Annotated in this window: 21 protein-coding genes; 6 read left to right on the top strand and 15 right to left on the bottom strand. The window is 68.3% G+C overall.

All coding sequences use genetic code 11. The features are described from left to right. The first annotated feature begins 25 nt into the window (after nucleotides 1–25). The gene (locus tag ACNQPB_RS10790) at nucleotides 26–856 is read left to right on the top strand and encodes an alpha/beta fold hydrolase (protein WP_498751795.1); all 831 of its coding nucleotides are present in this window, start codon (nucleotides 26–28) and stop codon (nucleotides 854–856) included. A 12-nt stretch (nucleotides 857–868) separates the two neighbouring features. After that, the gene (locus tag ACNQPB_RS10785; protein WP_498751528.1) at nucleotides 869–1522 is read left to right on the top strand and encodes a phosphoribosyltransferase; all 654 of its coding nucleotides are present in this window, start codon (nucleotides 869–871) and stop codon (nucleotides 1520–1522) included. Between the two features lie 74 nt (nucleotides 1523–1596). Here ACNQPB_RS10785 and ACNQPB_RS10780 read toward each other — a convergent pair whose 3' ends face one another. Further along, nucleotides 1597–2928: an MFS transporter gene (locus ACNQPB_RS10780; protein ID WP_498751526.1), complete on the bottom strand. Its 1332-nt coding sequence runs from the start codon at nucleotides 2926–2928 to the stop codon at nucleotides 1597–1599. 229 nt (nucleotides 2929–3157) lie between these two features. Here ACNQPB_RS10780 and ACNQPB_RS10775 point away from each other — a divergent pair, with 229 nt between their 5' ends. Next, on the top strand, nucleotides 3158–3892 hold the full coding sequence (locus ACNQPB_RS10775) for an IclR family transcriptional regulator (protein ID WP_498751794.1): 735 nt from the start codon (nucleotides 3158–3160) through the stop codon (nucleotides 3890–3892). An 87-nt stretch (nucleotides 3893–3979) separates the two neighbouring features. Then, complete coding sequence (locus ACNQPB_RS10770; protein ID WP_498751524.1) at nucleotides 3980–4939, top strand: AraC-like ligand-binding domain-containing protein; 960 nt, start codon at nucleotides 3980–3982, stop codon at nucleotides 4937–4939. Here ACNQPB_RS10770 and ACNQPB_RS10765 read toward each other — a convergent pair. The 6 genes from ACNQPB_RS10765 to ACNQPB_RS10740 form a co-directional block, all read right to left on the bottom strand. Next, nucleotides 4936–6402: an MFS transporter gene (locus ACNQPB_RS10765; protein ID WP_498751522.1), complete on the bottom strand. Its 1467-nt coding sequence runs from the start codon at nucleotides 6400–6402 to the stop codon at nucleotides 4936–4938. The two genes, ACNQPB_RS10770 and ACNQPB_RS10765, sit on opposite strands and share 4 nt — an antisense overlap. Nucleotides 6403–6474: 72 nt before the next feature. Then, a complete protein-coding gene (locus tag ACNQPB_RS10760) occupies nucleotides 6475–9480 on the bottom strand; it encodes an AAA family ATPase (RefSeq protein ID WP_498751520.1) in 3006 nt (1001 codons plus the stop codon). Further along, nucleotides 9477–10688, bottom strand: coding sequence for an exonuclease SbcCD subunit D (locus ACNQPB_RS10755; protein WP_498751519.1), 1212 nt, complete (start codon nucleotides 10686–10688; stop codon nucleotides 9477–9479). Before ACNQPB_RS10755 ends, ACNQPB_RS10760 begins: the two co-directional genes overlap by 4 nt. Nucleotides 10689–10804: 116 nt before the next feature. After that, a complete protein-coding gene (locus ACNQPB_RS10750) occupies nucleotides 10805–11737 on the bottom strand; it encodes an MIP/aquaporin family protein (protein ID WP_498751517.1) in 933 nt (310 codons plus the stop codon). 217 nt (nucleotides 11738–11954) lie between these two features. Further along, a complete protein-coding gene (locus ACNQPB_RS10745) occupies nucleotides 11955–12335 on the bottom strand; it encodes a DUF202 domain-containing protein (RefSeq protein ID WP_498751515.1) in 381 nt (126 codons plus the stop codon). After that, a complete protein-coding gene (locus ACNQPB_RS10740; RefSeq protein ID WP_498751513.1) occupies nucleotides 12332–12688 on the bottom strand; it encodes a YidH family protein in 357 nt (118 codons plus the stop codon). The genes ACNQPB_RS10745 and ACNQPB_RS10740 overlap by 4 nt, the downstream gene beginning before the upstream one ends. Before the next feature lie 72 nt (nucleotides 12689–12760). Here ACNQPB_RS10740 and ACNQPB_RS10735 point away from each other — a divergent pair, with 72 nt between their 5' ends. After that, on the top strand, nucleotides 12761–13846 hold the full coding sequence (locus ACNQPB_RS10735; protein ID WP_498751511.1) for an ADP-ribosylglycohydrolase family protein: 1086 nt from the start codon (nucleotides 12761–12763) through the stop codon (nucleotides 13844–13846). Nucleotides 13847–13876: 30 nt separating this feature from the next. On the opposite strand, the gene ACNQPB_RS10730 is transcribed toward ACNQPB_RS10735, so the two are convergent. Next, nucleotides 13877–14398 carry a DUF4395 domain-containing protein gene (locus tag ACNQPB_RS10730; protein ID WP_498751509.1) on the bottom strand — a complete coding sequence of 174 codons (522 nt, stop codon included), beginning with the start codon at nucleotides 14396–14398 and terminating at the stop codon, nucleotides 13877–13879. Nucleotides 14399–14477: 79 nt separating this feature from the next. Beyond that, nucleotides 14478–15518 (bottom strand): 3'-5' exonuclease, encoded by a 1041-nt coding sequence (locus ACNQPB_RS10725; RefSeq protein WP_498751507.1) that lies wholly within the window; start codon nucleotides 15516–15518, stop codon nucleotides 14478–14480. A gap of 95 nt (nucleotides 15519–15613) precedes the next feature. Here ACNQPB_RS10725 and ACNQPB_RS10720 point away from each other — a divergent pair, with 95 nt between their 5' ends. After that, the gene (locus ACNQPB_RS10720) at nucleotides 15614–16378 is read left to right on the top strand and encodes a DedA family protein (protein ID WP_498751792.1); all 765 of its coding nucleotides are present in this window, start codon (nucleotides 15614–15616) and stop codon (nucleotides 16376–16378) included. 108 nt (nucleotides 16379–16486) lie between these two features. Here the strand turns inward: ACNQPB_RS10720 and rdgB are convergent, their stop codons facing one another. The 6 genes from rdgB to clpS all read right to left on the bottom strand — a co-directional run bounded on the left by rdgB (nucleotide 16487) and on the right by clpS (nucleotide 20811). Then, nucleotides 16487–17152, bottom strand: coding sequence for an RdgB/HAM1 family non-canonical purine NTP pyrophosphatase (rdgB, locus tag ACNQPB_RS10715; protein WP_498751505.1), 666 nt, complete (start codon nucleotides 17150–17152; stop codon nucleotides 16487–16489). After that, nucleotides 17149–17907, bottom strand: a complete 759-nt coding sequence (rph, locus tag ACNQPB_RS10710) for a ribonuclease PH (RefSeq protein WP_115789341.1) — start codon at nucleotides 17905–17907, stop codon at nucleotides 17149–17151. The genes rdgB and rph overlap by 4 nt, the downstream gene beginning before the upstream one ends. 50 nt (nucleotides 17908–17957) lie before the next feature. Beyond that, nucleotides 17958–18755 carry an MBL fold metallo-hydrolase gene (locus ACNQPB_RS10705; protein ID WP_498751503.1) on the bottom strand — a complete coding sequence of 266 codons (798 nt, stop codon included), beginning with the start codon at nucleotides 18753–18755 and terminating at the stop codon, nucleotides 17958–17960. Then, entirely contained in the window at nucleotides 18752–19783 is a 1032-nt protein-coding gene (gene murI / locus ACNQPB_RS10700; protein WP_498751502.1) for a glutamate racemase, read from the bottom strand. The genes ACNQPB_RS10705 and murI overlap by 4 nt, the downstream gene beginning before the upstream one ends. Nucleotides 19784–19892: 109 nt before the next feature. Beyond that, a complete protein-coding gene (locus ACNQPB_RS10695) occupies nucleotides 19893–20459 on the bottom strand; it encodes a DUF2017 domain-containing protein (RefSeq protein ID WP_498751501.1) in 567 nt (188 codons plus the stop codon). After that, a complete protein-coding gene (clpS, locus tag ACNQPB_RS10690) occupies nucleotides 20452–20811 on the bottom strand; it encodes an ATP-dependent Clp protease adapter ClpS (RefSeq protein WP_498751499.1) in 360 nt (119 codons plus the stop codon). Before clpS ends, ACNQPB_RS10695 begins: the two co-directional genes overlap by 8 nt. Nucleotides 20812–20844 lie beyond the last annotated feature (33 nt).

The following is a 20844-nucleotide window of genomic DNA, read 5'->3' as shown; positions in this document are numbered from 1 at the left end:
GCCGTACATGATGAGGACTGAGGCCATGACGGGCAGGCACACAGGAGAACTCCACCACACCGTGGAAGGGACCGACCCGGGCTTGTTCGTCGAGGTCCATGAGCCCGCCGAAGACAAGGATGCCGGCCTCCGCCCCGTCCTGCTGATCCACGGCTTCTCCTCCTCGGGCAAGCTCAACTGGTCCGACACCGGCTGGGTCACCGCACTGCAGGAGGCCGGGCGCCGGGTCATCGTGGTGGACCTACCCGGGCACGGGCGCAGCGGCTCGCCCGAAGACCTGGATTCCTACACTCCGAGCAGGATCCGGGCGGACCTGCTGCAGATAGTGTCCGACGCCGGCGCCCGCCCGCTGCGCGACGGCGATCCTTCCAGCGGCCTGGACGTAGTGGGCTACTCACTGGGTTCCCGGCTCGCCTGGGAGTTCGGCGCCACCCAGCCCGAACTCGTGCACCGAGTGGTGCTCGGCGGGCCGAACACGGAAGATCCGCTGGCGGCCTTCGACCTTGCGGCGGCGCAGCGGCACCTCGCCGACGGAACGCCGATCGCGGATGAGTCGACGGCGGAACTGCTCAAGATGGCCCAGCTGCTGCCGAGCAACGACCTCTTTGCCCTGCTGTCCCTCATCGAGGCCATCAAGGGCGAACCGTTCGACCCCGCCGAGGCCGCGCCCCACATGCCGGTGCTGCTGGTGGCCGGCGAAAAGGACGAACGGGCGGCCACCATGCCCGAGCTGGCCGCGATTGCCGCCCGCTCCGGCAGCATGGCCGAGCAGCTGCTCATTCCAGGGCGCAACCACGCCAACGCCATCACCAGCCGCGCGTTCAAGGACGCCGCCATTGGTTTCCTCGGCGTCTGAGCGGACGGTCTGATGGGCATGCGCTTCAAGGACCGGACGGAGGCCGGGCACCGCCTCGCCGCCGCCCTTCCGCAACTCCGGGAGCGCCCGGACACTATCCTGCTTGGCCTGGCCAGGGGCGGGATTCCCGTGGCCGCTTCCGCTGCCGCCAGCCTGTATCAGCCTTACGGCGCGGTGCTCGTGCGCAAGCTCGGCATTCCGGGCCGCGACGAAACCGCCTTCGGTGCCCTGGCGTGGTCCAACGGCAGGATCGTCCGCATGCTCAACCGCCCCCTGCTGGACCGCATGCTCCGGCATGGCATCAGCCGGGAGGCGGTGGACGCCGTCGAGGCCCGCGAGCGCACCGAACTGCTCCGCCGGGTGGACAGCTACCCGCGGGTGGGCTTCGACGTCGCGGGCAAAACCGTGGTGCTTGTCGACGACGGCCTGGCCACCGGGGCCACCATGCGGGCGGCAATCGAGGGTGTCCGGGCCGGCGGTCCCGCGGCGGTGATTGCCGCGGTCCCTGTCGCCTCCCTTGAGGCGCAGGCCTCGATCGCCAGGGTCTGCGACCTCTCCTTTGCCCTCTACACGCCTGGCAAGTTCCGCGCGGTGGGTTCCTTCTATGAGCATTTCGAACAGTTGAGCGACGACGACGCCGTGAAACTCCTCCGGGAAGCCGGCTAGCCTCGGCGGCCGGCAGCAAAGGGGTGGGGGCCCTCCGGGCCGCCCCCCCCGGCCATGTTGCTGCCGGGTTGCCGTCAGTGGGCACTGAAGCCCAGCGGGCGGCCCCTGGTTTCCTTTGCGAGCACCACGCCGGCAGCGGAAATCACGCACAGCACCATGATGTAGATGCCCACGGAGCCGGACCAGCCGGTGTTGTCCAGGAGGGCCTGGGCGATCACGGGTGCGAAGGCACCACCAAGGACGGAGCCCAGGGCGTAGCCGATCGAAATGCCCGAGTAGCGGACCTGGGCCGGGAACATCTCGGCGTACATTGCGGACATCGGGCCATAGGACAGGCCCAGGCCGATGGTGAGCACGAAGAGCGCCGTTCCGTAGAGCACGATGTCCTTCGCGTCGATCAGGGCGAACATCGGGATCATCCAGGCGAACACGATCGCATAGCCGGCCAGGAAGGTCTTCACGCGGCCGATCTTGTCCGACAGCCAGCCGCCCACCATGGTGAAGATGAGCCACCCGAAGGATGCCAGCGTAGTGGCCAGGAGCACCTGGGCGGACGGCATCTTGAGCGCCTTGTTGGCGTAGGAGATGAAGAAGGCGATCAGGAGGTAGCCTGCGGCGTTGTTGGCGATGAAGATCAGCGCAGCCAGCACCACTTCCTTGGAGTTCCTTCGGAACAACTCACCCAGGGGCGCCCGGCTCTCTGCCTTGCGCTGGGCGATCTCCTTGAACACGGGGCTCTCGCCGACGGCCCGGCGGATCAGGTATCCCACCACGATCAGCACCACGGAAAGCAGGAACGGGACGCGCCAGCCCCAGGCCGTGAAGTCGGCCTCGGACATCCCGGACTTCAGCATGGTGAGCAGGCCGGTTGCCAGGATCATGCCGATGGGTACGCCGATCTGCGGGTAGGCGCCGAACAGGCCGCGCTTGGAAACCGGCGCGTGTTCCACAGCCATCAGCGCGGCACCGCCCCATTCGCCGCCGGCGGAGAAGCCCTGCATGACGCGGAGGGCGATCAGCAGCACCGGAGCCCAGGCGCCGATGGCGCTGTAGCCGGGCAGCAGGCCGATGAGCGCGGTGGCTGCGCCCATCATCACGAGGGTCATGACCAGCACCGCCTTGCGGCCCAGCCGGTCACCAAGGTGGCCCGCCACGAAGGCGCCAAGGGGGCGGAACAGGAAGCTGATGCCGATGGTGGCGAACGACAGGATCTGCGCCAGGCCCGGATTGGACTCGTTCAGCGGCGTGAGGAACAGCGGGCCGAGCAGGGTGGCCGTGAGCTGGGCGAAGATGAAGAAGTCATACCACTCGATGGTGGTGCCTACCAGGGTTCCGGCAAGCACCCTGCGTTCTTCACGCTTGCTGCTGGGACCTGAGGGGGCATCGACAGATGAAGTTGCAGTCATTGAAACTCCGATGGTGGGGGTGCGGGAGGCCAGGTCCGCGGTTTGAATTACCGACAGAACGGTCAGTTGGAATAGCGTACTACATGGACTGTGAGGCGCAACACGTCCTCCTGCGCCCCGCAGCCTGCCGGCGGGAATCCCACAGCCGCCGCGTCGCGGTCGGCGGAGGGCCGCGTCGGGGTCGGCGGACGGCCATTGCGCGGACCGCGGCCATAGGATGGAGCCCATGATGTCTCCCAACGCGGCGAGCAGCCGGAACGAGACCGCCGCAACGGTGTCGCCGTCGCAGACCCTGTCCCGCGGCATCCAGGCACTCGAAATCCTGGCGGCCGCCGAACGTTCCCTCACGATCGCCGAGCTCGCCGCGGCCCTCGGCGTGCACCGCTCCGTGGCCTACCGCATCCTGCGCACCTTGGAGGACCATTCGTTGCTGGTCCGTGACGACGCCGGCCGCGTGCAGCCGGGACCCGGCCTTGCCGTCCTCGCCCGCGGGGTGTCCCGCAACCTCCAGACGGCGGCCCTTCCCGAACTCACGCAGCTTGCCAACACGTACAACATGACGGCCTTCGTTGCCGTGTGGGACCACCAGGACTGCGTCACCTTGGTGACAGTGGAGCCGCGCCACTCTGCTGCGACCCTGGTCCAGCATCCCGGCACACGGCATCCCGCGAACGTGGGGGCTCCGGGAATCGCGATCCAGTCAACCATGAGCCCGGAGCAATGGAACGCCCTGGCGCCCGGACTGCCCTACCGTGTGGAGGCCGCCGAGGCCCAGCGGCTCGGTTACGCGGCAAGCCACGACGAGGTCATCGAGGGGCTTTCCTCGCTGGCCGCACCCATCCATGTTCCGGGCGGCCGCCCGGCCGCGATCGCCGTCGTATACATCCGGCGCGACCAGGATGAGGCAGCCGTCGGGCAGGCGCTCGCGGCAAGCGCGGCACGGATCGAAAGCCAGCTTTCCTGAAGTGTAGAATTGCGGGCAAGCTCACACCCGCCGGCTCCCGTTCCCAGAGGGCCACCGGCGCACATCGGGGCCGCTAGAAGGAGTTCCATGACTGCCGTGGCCGAAACCGCCGCCTCCGCAGTGCACACCGTCGTGGCAGACAGTTTCCAGGACTGGAACCGTGCCATTTCGAAGTCCTTTGTGCCGCTGATGGTCCGGGACAACGGGGCAACGGAATTCCACGGAACCATGCGGTCACGGGTCCTGGGCAACATCTCGGTGGTGGAGGTGACGGCTGGGCGGCACACCGTGGTCCGCACTCCGGCCCTGATCGCCAAGTCCGCCGCACGCTACTTCAAGCTCAGCATCCAGCTCACCGGCACGGGAACCCTGATCCAGGACGAGCGCGAAGCGGTCCTGGCGGCCGGGGACCTGGCCATCTATGACACCTCGCGGCCTTACGAACTGCGCTTCGACGGCGACTTCCGCAGCCTTGTACTGATGTTCCCGCACGAACAGCTGGACCTTCCGGCAGGCGCGATGGAACACGTGACGGCGCTGCGCATGCCGGGCGACGAGGGCCTGGGCGAACTCATCAGCCCGTTCCTGGTCCGGCTGGCGGATAACCTCGAAGCCCTGTCCGGCACCAACGGCCTGCGGCTGGCCCACAACGCCCTGGACCTGGTCACCACGCTGTTCAACGGTGAACTGGACCAGCTGGTGGACACTGGCCGCGATCCCCACCAGGTGCTGCTCAGCCGGATCCACGATTACATCGAAGCCAACCTCGGCGACCCCGCGCTGGGCCCCGGATCCATCGCCGCGGCCCACTACATTTCGACCCGGCACCTGCACGATCTGTTCCAGGAAATAGGCACCACCGTGGCCGCTTCCATCCGCCAGCGGCGCCTGGAGCGGTGCCGCCGCGACCTGCGCGACCCCGTGCTGGCGGACCGGCCTGTCACCGCCATCGCGGCCCGCTGGGGATTCACCGACGCAGCGCACTTCAGCCGGATCTTCCGGGCCGCGTTCGGAAACTCCCCCACGGGGTACCGCAACGAGGGTTAGGCTCCCGGGCCCCGGCCGCCGTCGGCCTGCTTCGCCTTGCCGCTCCGCAGCAACACCCCGGCAAACGCACCAAGCACGGCCAGCGCCGCCGCTGATGCAAGGGAGACCACGAAGGCGGCCGTGAAGCCCTGGCTCTGCGCCATCTGCCCGGCCAGGAAGGCGCCCAGTGCCGTACCGGCGACGATGCCGCTGGCCAGGGCCGTCATGACCGTCGCCATCCGGCCAGCCGGCGCTACCAACCCGCCGATGCTGAACACCGTGACCATCACCGGGCCCACGGGGATGCCGAGCACCAGCAGGACCACCACCATCGACCAGATTCCGGCAGGCAGGAACAACAGCAGCGAGAGTGCCGCCATCAGCGCCGCTGCCGAGATCCAGCGGGCCGTCAACTCGAAACGACGGGGCCAGTAGGCCACCGAAAGCGCGGCAACGGCCGAGCTCAGGCCCATGGCTGCGTACATCAGGCCGGCGATTTCCGCCGTCGCGAACTGCGCGGAAAAGGCGCTGAGCGCGTTCTGCAGGGAGCCGAAGAACGTGCCCATGCAGACCATCGCGAGCACAGCCACCATCACCTTGAGCCAGGCGAGCGCCCCGGCCCGGACTCCCGGCTTCTTTTCCGGGTGCTGCCCGACGCCGGCCTCCGCCTTGCGCCTGGCCGCCACCACGGCCAGATGTGAAGGATGGACGGCAAACGCCGGAACGAGGGTCGCCGTTAGGACGGCGGCGAGGGCCAGCGGGAGCCAGGGAACGAAGATGCTCGCCAGCAGGCCGACCAGGGCAGGTCCGAGGACGAAAGTGAATTCGTCGGCCGTGCCCTCGTACGACAACGCGGTGTCCAGCTCGGCGCGCCGGGTTGCGACGCTGCCCGGGGCACGGCCGGTCCCGGGCTCCCCGCCTGTTCCGCCGGGTTCCTTGGCAGTCAGCTCGCGGGTGGTGAGCGCCATCCAACGCACGCGGGCCATCGGACCGACCTGGGGGCAGCTGGCGCCGGAAAGCAAAGCGGTGATGACCACCGCGGCACCGTCGGCCGGGGTGCCAAAGCCCGGCGTAAGGTAGGCCGCGAGGATCAGGGCAACAACTGCCAAGGTGTTGACCGCCGCGGCGACGAGCAGGACAATCCGCTGCCCGACGCGGTCTGCCAGGGACCCGAGCACCGGTGCTCCTACGGCCGAGCCGATGCCGACGGCGCCGGCGGCGAGGCCGCCGATCGCGTAGGAATGGCTCACCGCCGTCGCGAGGGTGAGGGCACCGACAGTCAGCATCGCCAAGGGGAGGCGGGCAAAGAGCGCGATCGGCAGAAATCCGGGGCCCGCGAGTTCCGGGAGCCGGGCAAAGCGGCCGGGCAGGCGCGAACGGCGGGGCAGGCCGGAACCGTGGGGGGACGCGGCCGCGGTGGTTGCGGCAGCTGAGGATGGGGTGGCGACGTTGGCCGCCGCGGGCTGGGGAGGCAGGGTTTTCATGTTTCCGGGTTCGCTAAGAGGTGCGCATCGTCCCTCCTCCCGATGCGCGCGACCCGGTGTAACCCGGCAATTCTACCGGACGCCCGCCTCCAGCACCCGCACGGTGGAACCGTTCCGGCCCTTCTCAACCTGCAGCTGGCTGGCGATGCGCTGCTTCATTTCCGCAACATGGCTCACCAGGCCGACCACCCGGCCCCCGTCCCGCAGTCCTTCGAGGGCATCCATGACCTGTTCGAGGGCCTGTTCGTCGAGGCTGCCGAACCCCTCGTCGACGAAGAGTGTCTCGATGTCCACTCCACCCGCCTCCTGCTGGACGACGTCCGCAAGCCCGAGTGCCAGGGACAGCGAAGCCATGAAGGACTCGCCGCCGGAAAGGGTGGCGGTGTCCCGGTGCTGGCCGGTCCATTCGTCAACGACTTCAAGGCCAAGGCCCGATTTCTGCCCGCGGGCGGCCCGCGCGTCGGTATGCCGCAGTGTGTAGCGGCCGTCGCTCATCGCCACCAGGCGTTCGGACGCGGCATCGGCAACCTGCTCAAGCCGGGCGGCCAGCACATAGCTGTTCAGGCTCATCTTGTAGCTGTTGTCTCCTGCCCCGCGTGCAGTGTCCGCCAGGTCAGTGAGGAGCCTGGCCCGTTCCCGGGGCAGCTGGATGGCGGCGGCCGCGGCGTGGTAGCGGGACCGCACCGAAGCCAAGGACTCGACGGCGGCCGCAGCAAGGCCCGCGGCAAGGTCCAGGCTGCGGGCGGACTCCGCGCTAAGCCGCGCTTCCTGCGCGAGCCCGGAAATTCCTTCGGTGCTCAGCGGGAACTCCCCCACCTGTGCCTCCTTGCCCGCCAGCACGAGGTCTTCCGATTCGAAAAGCTCTGCCACCCGGGCGCTTTCCTCGTCTGCTTCCCGGACCTGCCGCTCGAGCCGCGCTGATTCGGCTTCATCCAGGAGTTCGCGCCGAGCAGCTTCCGCCGATGCAAAGCCGGCCACAGGCAGCGCCTGCCCGAGTGCACGGCCGGCGTCCGCACAGGATTCCTCGGCGCGTTCCACCTGCCGCCCTGCTGACACGACGTTCTGGAGGAGGGCACGTTCCTCCCTCAGTGCCGCGATGCGGGAAGCCAGGGTGTCGAATCCGCCGCGCAGTGCGCCAAGCATGGTTTCCAGTTCCGCTTGCTGCTCGCGCAGCACGGCCGCGGTGGACTCCTCCTGTGCTGCCTCGGTGGCGGCACGGGCCAGATCCTGCTCCGTGGCGGCGATAGCAGCGCCGAGACGTTCAATCCCTGTCCGGACCCCGGCGAGTTCCGCCGCGGCGGCACGCGCCCCGGCCAGGGACTGCTGCGCCGAGGCAAGCTGACCGAGGACCTCCACAGGATCGCGGCCGCCTCCTTGGCCCGCGAGGACCGCGGCCTGCTGTTCGGCCGCTGCAAGTTCTGCCGCAAGGCGCTGGACTTTCAGTTCGCTGGCTTCGAAGCGTTCGTGGGCCGCTTTTTCCTCGTCCGCCATGGCAAGGCCTGAAAAGGCGGCCTCGGCCGGCTGCGGGTGCTCATGGCTACCACAGACAGGACAGGGTTCACCGTGTTCCAGTTTGTCCGCCAGTTCGGCGGCCGCGTTCAGCAGGCGCAGTTCGCGCAGGTCGAGCCACTTCTGGCGAAGCTCCAAGGAGTTTTCCCGGGCACTACTGTGCCGGCTGGCTGCCGACGACACCTCCTGCACCGCCACGGCGTAGCGGTCCACGGTTTCCACCAGGACGGCGGCAGCAGTTGCCTCCTGTTCGTGGCGATCAAGCTTTGCAGCCTCGCTTTCCAGGGGCGCGAGCCGCGCGGCCAGGCCCGCTGCTTCCTCCCGGAAGGACAGCAGCTCGGCGTTCCGGAGGCCGATGCGGGCCTCACGCTCCGTCTTCCCGGCGTCGAGACCTTCGAGGCGCGCCGCAATCTCCCGCAGTCTTTGTTCGTCCGGAACCCGGGCGTCCAGGACGGCCAGCTGTTCCTGGACGCCAGCGAGCGCTGTGGCGGGATCGCCGCAGTCCACGGATGCCTGGCGAAGCCGTTCCCGGGCCGCTTCCAATGCCGCATCCGCGGCGGAACGCGCGGCGCTTGCCCTGTCCATCGCATCCAGGTGCCCGCTCAGCGTTGTGGCCTTTGCATGGCGTCTGAGCCGTTCCCGGGACTCGTGGACGGCGTCCGCTTCACCGGCCAGCGCGTCGCGGCGTGCGGTGGCGGCGTGGAGCCTGTCATGACGCTGGCTGCGTTCCTGCGCCGCCTGGAGCCGGTCCGCGAGTTGCAGCCTCGTTGCCTCCGCCGCTTCTGCCGCTTGGCGGCGTCCCGCCAGCTCCGTGCGTGCGGCATCTTCCATGGCATCGAGCCTGTGTTCCGCCGAAGCCCCGGAAGGGTTGTCCGCGTCCCCCGGCTCCGTGCCAAGCTCGGCGAACTCCGCTTCCGCGCGCTGCATCAGCAGGAGGAGGCCGCGCTCTTCGGTTTCAACCACGGTCCGGGCGTCCTGCGCTTGGCGGACGAGCTGCTGTTCGAGGGCCTCGAAGCGGGCTGTACCGAACAGTTTCTGCAGGAGGACCAGGCGGTCGCTTGCCTTGGACCGCAGGAAGGCCGCGAAATCACCCTGGGGAAGCATGACCACCCTGGTGAACTGTTCACGGTCCATGCCCAGCAGTTCCGTGATTTCCGCCCCGGCTTCGTCATTGCGGGAAGACTTCTCTTCCCATGAGCCGGCCACGAATTCACGCAGCAGGGTCTTTGCCTGCTGCGTGGTGAAGCCCTTGCGCCCGCGGGCACTCGGGCGGTCCCAGGCCGGCGAACGGGTGACCTCGAAACGCCGCCCGCGGGCCGAGAATTCGCAGAGCACGCGCGGCTCCGACCCCGGATCGGCATGGTCGCTGCGCAGGCGCTTGCCGTCCTGCCTGGCACCTGGCACCGATCCGTAGAGTGCAAAGCAGATGGCGTCCAGGACACTGGTCTTTCCGGCACCCGTTGCGCCGTTCAGGAGGAACAGCCCCTGGGCACCGAGGTGGTCGAAGTCGATGGACTGGACTTCGGCAAAGGGGCCGAAGGCTTCGATTTCCAGGCGGTGGATCCTCACAGTTCGGCTCCTTCCAGGCGGACTGCTTCCAGTGCTTCCCGGAGGACGGCCGTTTCCTGCGCGTCGGCGGGGCGGCCGCGGACGTGGTCCAGGAAGCCGCAGCACACGCCGAGGTCGTCCTGGGCCTCTGCCAGGCGGCTGCTGTAACTTGTCCTGGCTTTTTCGGCTCCGTCTTCCGGCTCGAAGCCGAGGACCAGGGTGTCCGGGAATCGTGCACGCAGTTGTTCCATGGCCTGGGGTGGCCGCACGGGGTCGGTCAGGGTGACCTGGCAATAGGCGGACTCGGCCCAGGAGTGCTCCGGTGATTCAAGGAGCTCCGCCAGCCGGCCGCGGAGGATGGCGAGCTCGCGCGGGGCGCTCCAGAGAACCTCGGAAACGTCGGTGGCGCCGTCCGGTCCGATGTCGAGAAGCCAGCCGCCCTTCCGGTGCTTGGCTTCAGAGAATGAATACGCCAGGGGCGAGCCGGAGTAGCGGACGTTTGGCGCCAGCTCCTGGCGTCCGTGGAGGTGGCCGAGGGCGGTGTAGGCGAATCCTTCGAAGAGGTCCAAGGGGACGGCTCCAAGCCCGCCGATGCTCAGTTCGCGTTCGCTGTCCGAGCTGATCCCGCCGCTTGCGAAGGTATGGGCAAGGACCACTGCGTGGACAGGGGCGGCGCCGTTCCGCGCTGCAAGGTCCTGCCGGATCTTCCGCACGGCCGCCTCTGTGACGTCGAAATGGTTGGCCGCCGCGTCCAGCTTGCCGGCCACGAGCCGCGGCTCAAGGTAGGGAATTCCGTAGACGGCCAGCAGCGGCCCTGTTTCCCCTGCGCCGGCGGCGTCAGCGGCGCTGACTACCCGTGCACCCTGCTCCCCGAGGGAGAACAGGACTGGAGAATCAAGGTCTTCAACCCGGGTTCGCAGGTGGACTCCCCCGCGCTCGAGCAGCCGCGATGCAAAGCCGAGCCGGATAGCGGAATCGTGGTTCCCGCTGGTGAGCACCACCTTCGCACCGGCTTCGGTGATTCCGACCAGGGCATCGTCCAGCAGCTTGACGACATCCAGGCCGGGCAAGGCGCGGTCATAGACGTCGCCGGCGATCAGCACCACGTCCACGGACTGCCCGCGGACGAAGTCCACGAGCTGGGCGATGAACCCGCGCTGGGCATCAAGCATGCCGACGCCGTGGAATGAGCGGCCCAGGTGCCAGTCCGATGTGTGAAGAAGCCTCATGATTCCAAGCTAGGCGGCGGCACCGACATTATTGGCCAGCGGCCCGCCGACACGGCGCAACGAGGTGACAAACCCGATGGGCAACCCTCCAAAGTCCCGCCCTCGAAAGGTCCTGTTCAGTCCCGCTTGCCGTCGAAGAAGTCGCGGGCTTCGTCCTGCTCAGCGGGAGTCACCGGAGCAGCCGCGTCGTCCTGCCCGGTTCCGCCGTCGGCGTATCCGCCCTCGGGCCGAACGACGTCGGACTCAACAACGTCGGACTCAACGAGGCCGGACTCAACGCCCTCATCGGCTGCCTCCGCCGGGGCGGAAAACAGCGCGAAGCCGCGGAACACCAGGCCGGCGATGGCGGCACCGAGCAGCGGGCCTACCCAGAACAGCCAGAGACCGCCGGCAGCCCAGCCGGACGAGAAGAGCGCGGCAGCCGTGGCACGGGCCGGGTTGAAGGCGAGGTTGCCCACGGACTGTCCGAGCTGGAGGAGCACCGCTACCGTCAGGCCGACGGCGAGCGGAGCGGCCAGTGGAGCGCCTCTCCGATCCTGCGCATCCTTGCCGGACACGGCACCCAGATAGACCGCCACCAGCACGGCTGCTCCGACGACCTCAAGCAAGAGGGCGCCGGCCCAGTGCACCTGGATGACCGAGTGCTCGCCGAAGCCCGAGGCCACGGTGTCGAACGCAGCCCGGCTGTCGGTGATGGTCGGGACGCTCAGGACAACGGCGAAGAGCACGAAGGCCCCCGTGATGCCGCCTATCAGCTGGCCCGCGAGGTAGGCCAGGCCTTCGGTGAAGCGGGTGCGGCCGGCGATCAGGTTGCCCACGGTGATGGCCGGGTTGAAGTGTCCGCCGGACAACGCGCCGAAGGCAGCCATCGCCGCGGTGACGGCCAGGCCCCCGGCCAGGGGAGCCGGAAGCGGGTTCGATTGGGGCAAGGTGAACACCGGAACGCCAAGCGCTATCACCACGACGATCAGGGTTCCCAGTGCCTCTGCGGCGGCCCGGGTAAGCAAGCGGCTGCTGCCGGGGCGGGGAGCGGACACAGTTGAGGTCATCTCGGGAAAATCCTTCGCGTCGGAGTGTGGTCCTGCCCGGCGACGATCCGCCGGGCGGCGGACAGTGCAAAAGGCAAGCACGTGTTCATGGAAAATCATGGAACAGGAGGCTTTCGCCTCCAGCATCCTGCCAGCGGATTCTGGGCGGTTCCTGAATGCTAAGAGAGTACCCGAGGGCCCCGAATTGAGCTTGCGAAGTTTGGGAAGGGGCCGAACGTCAGTGCCCCAGCGCCACGGCTGCGAGCGCGGCGGCGCCCAGCATGAGGACGGCCACGGTGCACATCCGCATCGTCGCAGCGGACGGTGCTGCCGCAGTGCCGGCGACGGCAACGTACCGGCGGGACCCGGACAACCGGGAGCCGGACAACTGGCGGGAGCGGGCCCAGACGACGCATCCCAGCACGATGGTTGCCGCTGCCGCCGCGGCAGCGCAAAGGCCCTGGTAGAACGCCCCGGCAGATCCGCCGTCGCCGGCTGCGGCGGACAGCCAGCTGCGCCAGACAAAAAGGTCCACCACCAAAAGGGTCAGCAGCGTGCGGCGCCACGACAGCGTGGTCCGTTCAGCCTGCAGCCCGGGATCCCGGCTGGCGAGGCTCACCGTGCCACCAGGATCAGCACAGCGAAGACAAAGGCGGCCGCCGCCACCACGATGGTCATGAACAGCAGCACGCGGGAGAAGGGCAATGCCTGGTCCTGGCGCATTGCCGCCTCCATGAGTCCCCAGCGGCGGTAGGCCATGAACGCGAGCCCGGCACCCACCACGGCGAGCACCAGGCACAGCCCGATGCGCACGGTGCGCGGTGCGATATCGGGTGCGAGTTGGTCGATCGCCACGGCCCCGGCAAGCAGCGCCAGGGAAGTCCTGATCCAGGCGAGGAAAGTCCGTTCATTCGCCAGCGAAAAACGGTAGTCCGGGGTTTTGCCGGTCTTGCGCCACTCGGGCTCACGCATCTGCGTCCTCCTCTTCCCGTGTGCCACCGTACCAGCGCGGACCCCTGGCGCAGCCACGGTAGATTTACAGGCATGAGCGTTCCCCCTGTTGCCTCCTCCGTGCCCACCCCGCAGTCCCGGATCCTGGGCTGCCTGCTGGGCGGCGCCTTGGGTGACTCCCTCGGCTACGCGGTTGAGATCGATTCGATCGACAGCATCCGGGCGCGCTTCGGCGCCGAGGGGCTCGCCTCCTTCGGACAGCTCGACGGCGGCAGCCACTTTTCGGACGACACCCAAATGACCCTCTACACCGTGGACGGGCTGCTGGAGGCCCTCGAATGGGCGAACGACGGCGTCGCCGCGGACGAGACCGCTTGCCTCTGGTTGGCCTACCTTCGCTGGCTCGCAACCCAGGGGGTGGAGACCCCGTCTTCCGCCCCCGTACCCCAGCCCCGTTGGATCGACGGCCACGAAGTCCTGCGGCACCAGCGCCACCCGGGGAAGGCCTGCCTGAGCGGCCTGGCCAGCGGCCACATGGGAACCGCCGCACGTCCGGTGAACCCGGAGTCCAAGGGCTGCGGCACCGTGATGCGCTCGGCACCGTTCGGCCTCATTCCGCACATCCCCGAAGCCACCGTCTACAAACTCAGCAGAGATGCGGCCTCGCTCACGCACGGCCATCCGTCGGCACGCCAAAGCGCGGGAGCCTTCAGCGTGCTGATCCACCGGATCATGGCCGGCGCGGAGGTGCAGGATGCGGCCCGGCACGCCCTGGCCCTGGTGGAAACCCTGCCCGACGCGGACCCCGACCTCGTGAAGCGGCTGCGCCGTGCCCTCGAACTGACTGCAGGCGAACCCGCCGCCATCCTCAGCCCGGAGGAACTGGTGGGGCACCTGGGTGAGGGCTGGGTCGCGGAGGAAGCCCTCGCCGTCGGGCTCTATGCGGTCCTGGCGACGGAGCACGGCGACGTACAGGATCCTGCCACGCATTTCCGCAAGGCCGTGGCGCTGGCCCTGAACCACAGCGGGGACAGCGATTCGACCGCGTCCATCGCCGGGAACATCCTGGGCGCCCGGTACGGCGAGGAAGCCCTGCCTGCCGACTGGCTCGCCGCCCTGGAAGCGCCGGAATTGATCCGCGGCATGGGCGAGCGGCTGATCGCCGTCACGCTCGGCTGAAGGCCGGCCCGGCCCCGTCCCTAGTCCGGCTCAGAGCCGGCGCAGCCCGATGTTGTTGCAGGCCTCGCAGACGGCCTCGGGGATCAGGCCCGCGCGCTGCAACAGGCCGAAGATCGCGCAGCCCAGGCAAAAGGCAAGGAAAGCCTCCAGCGACGCCGCAACGATCAGCACACCGAGCAGGATCCACGCGGCCGTGCTGAAGCCGAGGAAGTACAGGACTGCCGCTACGGTGGCCAGGCCTGCTCCGATGCCCTGGGCGAAGCGCTTGGGCGGACCCGGCACGAGCTTTGCCCGCCCGATCCGCGGTGCGAGGACCTTGACCGACAGCAGGGCGAACGGCGAGATCCGCGGGCCGAACAGGACGCGGAGCCAGAAGCCGCCCGCGATCAGGACCAGCCCCGGACCGAAGCCGCTGGCAAGGGTCGCCACTGCGGCCACAACGACGAGCCCGGCTGTGATCCGCGCCGCGTATTCGTTGACCGGATTGGGGAATGCGAAGATCCCGCCGCTGCGGCTGGTTGTGGTCTGCTGGGCCGTGGTCTGCTCCGCCATGACCCAAGGCTAGGGACAACGGCGCAGGGACGGGAAGCATTGTTGCGCCGTATGAAACGGCAGCGTGGAGCGCCGGGGCTCAGGCGCCGCCCACCATCTGCAGGAATTCCCCTTCGGAGAGCACTTCGATCTGCTGGCCCCGGCCGTGCAGTTCCAGCACGCGCTTCGCCTTGCCGGTCAGCCGGCCGCTGCGCAGGTCGTCTGCCACGAAGCCATCGCCCACCACCAGCACCGTAGTCCGGCCGGTGACGCGGCTTTCGGGCCGCGCCCCCATCTCGGCGGCGCGCTGCTTGGCCTCGGGCCGCGCGATCGCCAGGTGACCCGTGAACACCACCGTCTGCCCGAACAACGGGTGGCCGGGTTCCGCGGAGAGGTTGGGAAGCGGGTTGGGGCCCTCCTCCGGCCAGCTGCCCCAGCTCCGGGTGGGAAGCCCGACGGCGGTCCCACCGGCTGCGGCGGCAGTCCTGGTGGATGCGGCCCCGAGCACGCTGGCACTCCCCCGCGCGGCGATCGCAGCGAGGGTCTGCTTGGACATCGCATCCCCGGGCCGGATAGCTCTTTGCGTGGGAACCGCCAGGCCGAGGGAAAGGTAGAGCTCAGCGATGCTGTTGGCCTGGTTGCGGCGGGCAATGTCGATGAGGATGCCGGCGCAGGCCCGGGCATCTTCTGCTGCATCGTGGTGGTTCACCAGCGGCACGCCAGCTTCCTCGGCCGCATAGGGCAGCGAGTTGGAGACCAGCGAATAGCAGCGGCGCGAGAGCATCACGGTGCAGACGTAGTCGTAGGCGGGGCCTGACAGGCCGGACACTTCAAGGCCGGAACGGATCACGCCGAGGTCGAAGGCAGCGTTGTGGGCGGCCAGGATGTCATCCCCGATGAAGCCGGCGATTTCCGGGAACAAGTCGCCGAAGCGCGGCGCTCCGGCCACGTCTTCGGCGCGGATGCCGTGGATCCGTGTGTTGTGGAAATCGAAGTGGTCATGGTGTTCCGGCGGCCGCATCAGCCAGGACGCTTCTTCGACCACTACGCCGCCCCGGACTTTGCTCAGCCCCACCGAACACGGTGATCCCCGGAAGCCGTTGGCCGTTTCGAAGTCGATCGCCGTAAAGTCCAATGCCACCCGTCAAGGGTACAGGCAGCGGGGGTACCGGACGGTCCACGTCGAAGGCCCGCGTCCTCCGAGTCACGTAACCTTGAAAGGTGACCCTTTCTGCGATAAACGACTTTGCCGTATCCACTTGGGGAGGCGCCGGACCCGTGCAGCCGCACATGGCCTCGCTCCTCCCCGGCTGGCTGAACCCGCAGGTCTTCCTGCAAGACGCTGCCCTGGCCCCGTGGGTGGTGCTGCTCGTCTGCGGCATCGTTTTCGCCGAAACCGGCCTGCTGGTCGGCTTTTTCCTGCCCGGCGATTCCATGCTCTTCACCGCCGGCCTGCTCGTGGCGACGGACGCCATCAAGTTCAACATCTGGGCATTGACCGCACTGATCATCGTGTCCGCCATCATCGGCAACCAGACCGGCTACCTCATCGGTTCCAAGGCCGGTCCCGCGATTTTCAACAGGCCCAACTCCCGCCTGTTCAAGCGCGAGAACGTGGAGAGCGCGCACGCCTTCTTCGAAAAGCACGGCGGCAAGGCCCTGATCCTCGCCCGTTTCGTCCCGATCATCCGTACCTTCGTCCCCGTGATCGTCGGCGTGGCGCAGATGGACAGGCGCAGGTTCTTCCTCTTCAACGTGATCGGCGCCGTCCTCTGGGGCGGCGGGGTCACGCTCCTCGGCTTCCTGCTGGGCGACCGTGTCCCGTGGGTCCGCGACAACCTGGACATCATCTTCATCGTGATCGTCCTGGTCTCCGTGATCCCGGTGGGCATCGAGGTCCTCCGCGGCTTCCTGGCCAAGCGCAAGCCCGCGGCCGGCGGCACCGATCCGGTGGAAGAGTTCATTGACGGGCACGACGGCGGCCCCCGCCACGAGCGCTGAGCGCACGGTTCAGAGACAAGCACCTCCCGAAGACAAAGCACCGTCCCAAAGACAAAGAGAGGCACCCTGCGGCAGTCAGCGCAGGGTGCCTCTCTTCTTGCGGCCCGGCTACTTCAGGGCATCGACGATGGCCGGCAGGAGCGCCCGGAACGCGTGGCCCCGGTGGCTGATGGCGTTCTTTTCCTCGGAGCTGAGCTCCGCGCAGCTGCGGTCCATGCCGCTGGGCTGCAGGATGGGATCGTAGCCGAAACCGCCCTCACCGCGCGGTTCACGCAGCAGGGTGCCTTCGAGCTGGCCGTATTCGACCACTTCGCGGGCGCTGCCATCGTCCCCCGGAACGGCGAGCGCAGCCGCGCAGATGAATGCGGCGCCGCGGTGGCCATCCGGCACATCGGAGAGCTGCGCCAGCAGCAGCTGCAGGTTCGCGGCATCGTCACCGTGGCGCCCGGACCAGCGCGCGGAGAAGATCCCGGGCGCACCGCCCAGCACGTCCACGGCCAGGCCGGAGTCGTCGGCGATGGCCACCAGTCCGGTTGCTTCCGCCACTGCGCGGGCTTTCAGCAGCGAGTTCTCGGCGAAGGTCACGCCGTCTTCGACGACGTCCGGGGCACCGACGCTTGGCGCGTCCACCACCTGGGTGTCGACGTCGAGACCTGGGACCTGCCCGCGGAGCAGGTCGCGCAGTTCCCGCAGCTTGCCCTGGTTGTGGGTGGCGAGAACCAGGCGGGGCTGCCCGCCGTTCCGTGCCGCACTGCCGTTCAGACCGCCGCTCACGGCGCCTCGGCGAGGGTTTCGCGCTGGATGGCCGCGAGCTGCGAGGTGCCGAGCAGCGCAAGGTCCAGCAGGGCATTGAGTTCATCGCGGTCGAAGGGCGCACCCTCGGCGGTGCCCTGCACCTCCACGAACTTTCCGGAACCCGTGACCACCACGTTCATGTCGGTTTCGGCGCGGACGTCTTCCACGTACGGCAGGTCCAGCATCGGAACGCCGTCAATGATGCCCACGGACACGGCGGCGATGGTGTCCGTCAGCGGCTGGGAGGACGCCGGGATGATCTTGTTCTCGCGGGCGAAGCGGATCGACTCGGCGAGCGCAACGTAGGCGCCGGTGATCGCGGCGGTGCGGGTACCGCCGTCGGCCTGCAAGACGTCGCAGTCCAGCACAATCGTGTTCTCGCCCAGGGCCTTGGTGTCGATGATGGAACGCAGCGAGCGGCCGATCAGCCGGGAGATTTCGTGGGTGCGGCCACCGATCTTGCCCTTGACGGATTCACGGTCGGAACGGGTGTTGGTGGCCCGCGGAAGCATGGCGTATTCGGCCGTCACCCAGCCGCGGCCTTCACCCTTGAGCCAGCGCGGCACGCCCTCGGTCAGGGAAGCCGTGCACAGGACCCTGGTGTTCCCGAACTCGATCAACGCGGATCCTTCGGCCTGCTTGGACCAGCCGCGGGTGATGCTGATGGGCCGCAGCTGGTCGGGGGCGCGTCCGTCGGCACGGATGACGGGGGCAGTGGTGGCTTCTGAAGTCATGCCCCCAGCTTATCGTTCAGGCCCTTACCGGATTTCACGGGCCTGCCGCCTCAGACGGTGTAATGCACCCCTGCGACGGCGACCGCGACGTCGCCGTCGAACTCCGGCTTCGCCTCGGCAAGCACGACGGTCTGCGACGTCCAGACCGGAATGTGGGTCAGCAGGAGGCGGCGCGCCCCGGCGGCCGTGGCGGCCTGCCCGGCACGCTTGCCGGTGAGGTGCACGTCCTTGATGCCGTCGTCGCGGCCTTCCTCGAACGCGGCCTCGCAAAGGAAAAGGTCTGCGCCGCGGGCAGCGTCCTCGAGGCCCTGGCAGCTGTCGGTGTCCCCCGAGTAGGTCAGCACCCGGGTGAGCGGCGTTCCGTCCTTGCCAGGTTCGGTGACCTCCACGCGGAGGGCGTAGGCCTCCTCCACGGGGTGGTTGACGGCGAACGGCGTCACGGTGAACGGCCCCACCTGGACCGGCTTGCGCTCGGCCCAGTTGCTGAAATCGAATTCCTCATGCATGCCCGGGTCCAGGTCCAGCCCGTACGCGGTGGCCATTCGGTCGGCAGTGGCCGCCGGGCCCCAGACGGGGATCCGGTCCCGGCCCCAGCCGCCCGGCTTCCAGCGCACGGCGACGTGCAGCCCGCACAAGTCCATGCAGTGGTCCGGGTGCAGATGGGTCAGGAAGATGGCGTCGATGTCCTCAAGGTCGGTGTAGCGCTGGATGGCCCCCAGTGCCCCGCTGCCCAGGTCCATGACGATCTTCCACTCCCGTTCGCCGTCGTGCGCCGTCAGCAGATAGCACGACGCCGGCGAGCCCGGCCCGGGAAAGGAGCCGGTACAGCCAACTATGGTCAGTTTCACCGGGAACCTCCCGGTGCGGCACCGGCCTGCGCTCCGCCTGCCGGGACCTCCACGAAGTTGGACGTCCGCTGGCGGCGGCCGCCGATGCGTGCGGCCTCCAGCATTTCCGGGGTGATCCGGGCCAGGCTGCCGGTGGGGTACTGGGCCGACACATGGTCGACGTGCCGGACGGAGAGGACCTCCGGGCCCAGGAAGCGGCGGGCCAGGGTTTCGAACTGCGCGGCGTCTCCGGTGGCCATGAAATCGTGTGTCGGCGGTTCCCCACCGCCGCGCTGGATGCCATGGGTGGCCAGGGCGCGGTAGACGTCCTTGGCCGTCTCTTCGGCGCTGGACACCAAGGTGACGTCCTCGCCCATGACGTAGGAAATGACACCGGTCAAAAGGGGGTAGTGCGTGCAGCCCAGCACCACGGTGTCCACGCCGGCCTGCTTGAGGGGCTCCAGGTAGGTCCCGGCCGCGGCCAGCAGTTCCGGGCCCGTGGTGATGCCGGCCTCCACAAAGCTGACGAACTCGGGACAGGCAACGGAGGTGATGGCCAGGTCCGGAGCCGCGGCAAAAGTGTCCTCGTAGGCCCGGGAACCCACCGTGCCGGATGTTCCGATCACGCCGACGCGGCCGTTACGGGTGGCCGCAACCGCGCGGCGGACGGCGGGCTGGATGACTTCGATGACCGGGATGCCGTAGCGGGCCGTGTAACGTTCACGCGCGTCGCGCAGCACGGCGGCCGACGCCGAGTTGCAGGCGATGGTGAGCAGCTTGACGCCGGAGTCCACCAGTTCGTCCATGACGCCCAGCGCATTGGCCCGCACCTCGGCGATCGGGAGGGGTCCGTAAGGGCCGTTGGCGGTGTCCCCCACGTAGAGGATGGATTCGTTGGGCAGCTGGTCGATGATGGACCGGGCCACGGTGAGGCCGCCGACCCCGGAGTCGAAAACGCCGATGGGACGCGATGCCAGCGCGTCGTCGCTTGCGGTGCGCTGCTGGGGGTCCCCTGCCGGAGCGTTTGCCGTGCCCGATGCTGAATTCATAATTCTTCGAGAATAAAGCACAGTCACCAAGTGCAGCCATGCGTTGCGATCAGCGCCTCATGTCTGCTTCATCACAGGAACGGCCCTTGACAGACGCCCGCGCAGGCGCTCAGGGGCGACGGTCCATCGAGGCCATCATCGACTGCACCAGGGACTCCTGCAGCCAGGTGGTGAAGTTGTAGACGAGGGCCAGGTAGCTTTCGACATCCTCAGCCTGGGACCAGTCCTGCATGGCGTGGACATGGTCGGCGTCTGCTTCGTCCCGGATGTCCAGCCGTTCGGCGAGCACCAGCCGGATGTCGTTCAGTGCCATGGACCAGAGCTTGGCCTCGTCCAGGGTGAGCATGAGCTCCTTGCGATCAAGGCCCATAGCCGCGGCACGCAGGGCGCCGATCTTGCTCTCCCGCAGCGAGCGCTCGGTGAGCTGGCGGAACTCCAGGGAGCCGGCGTCGTCGTCCTTCATGACGTTCGGGAGAAGGCGCAAGAGAGCCCGGTCGGTGGGTTCGCGGACGTCCAGGTCCAGGCCCACCAGCGCGGCGAGCGGGTCCTGGTCCGCGGCTTCCCGCGGTTCGAGCATGGAGATCACGTCGTCGATGAGTCCGCGCAGCAGCTCTCGCTCGGCGGTTTCCAGGTGCCCGGTGATGCCCTTGAGACCGTACTTGAAGGCCTTAGCCACGAGCGCCACCCTTCCCGGTTCCTGCGCTGCTGGCCTTCTCGACGGTGGCCCACAGCCCGTAGCCGTGCATGGCGACAGCGTGCTGCTCCACCTGTTCCTTACCTCCGTGTGCCACGATCGAGCGGCCCTTCCGGTGCACCTCGAGCATGAGCTTGTTGGCCTTGGCCTCCGGGTAGCCGAAGTAGCTCTGGAACACGAAACTGACGTAGCTCATCAGGTTGACGGGATCGTTCCAGACCACCAGGTTCCAGGGGATGTCCGGCGCGGCAAGGACGGCGGTGGAGCCCTGCTCCGAGGTGTCCGTCCGTTCCTCGACATCGACGCCGATGGCAGTGGCAACGGTTGTGGTCATCTGTCCATTCTATGGCGAGGCAATGAGCCGGTG

It is taken from the genome of Curtobacterium sp. LFS079, from assembly GCF_047977865.1.
Classification (GTDB): Bacteria; Actinomycetota; Actinomycetes; order Actinomycetales; family Micrococcaceae; genus Arthrobacter.
Note: the sequence above shows the minus strand (reverse complement) of the source record. Positions and strands in the feature narration are given on the sequence as shown.